Below are 688 nucleotides of genomic sequence, written 5' to 3'. Positions count from 1 at the left end.
GGTTGCGGTTATTAATACCGATCACTTTTGCTTTTAAAGCGACAGCGCGATGAAGCTCTTCTTCGTTGCTGACTTCGGTAAGTACGCCCATATTTAGCGAGTGAGCGACGTCAGCAAGTGCTTTGTACTCTTCGTCATCCAATACCGAAAGCATTAGCAAAATTGCGTCAGCTGAGTAGTGACGAGCTAGGTAAACTTGGTAGGTATCAACCATGAAGTCTTTACACAGGATAGGTTGCTTAGCAATGCTGCGAACCTTAGGTAAAAACTCAAAGTCACCTTGGAAGTACTTCTCGTCTGTCAGCACAGAAATCGCGTTGGCGTGGTTGTTGTAAACCGATGCAATGTAGTCCAAATCAAACTCGTCACGGATTAAACCTTTTGACGGAGATGCCTTCTTACATTCAGTGATGAAAACCGTTTGTTCACCGCTCAGTGCATCATAAAAGCTGCGGTCTGTTGCGGTTAACGCTGCTTTAAACTCGTCCAATGGTTGAGTTTGCTTACGCGCTTCAACCCATTGGTATTTATCTCGAACGATTTTTGCTAATACTTCCGCCATTTCAGCTTCTTTGACTGAAACGTGGGTCGACAGTTTATCGGTAGTCTGTGTCATGTTCTTTGTCTCGTCGTTCGTTAGGCGTGTGCAGCAAGCTTTTGTACAAGCTCGTACGCTTTGCCAGAGTTC

The 688-nt window shown here is 45.1% G+C and carries 1 pseudogene; it reads right to left on the bottom strand.

The window, feature by feature from the left end:
* Nucleotides 1-616: pseudogene (locus AB4653_RS27700) on the bottom strand (bifunctional indole-3-glycerol phosphate synthase/phosphoribosylanthranilate isomerase); the annotation flags it as partial.
* Nucleotides 617-688 lie beyond the last annotated feature (72 nt).

The organism is Vibrio sp. 10N.222.48.A3 (genome assembly GCF_041475345.1).
In the GTDB taxonomy this organism is placed as follows: domain Bacteria; phylum Pseudomonadota; class Gammaproteobacteria; order Enterobacterales; family Vibrionaceae; genus Vibrio; species Vibrio tasmaniensis_A.
Note: the sequence above shows the minus strand (reverse complement) of the source record. Positions and strands in the feature narration are given on the sequence as shown.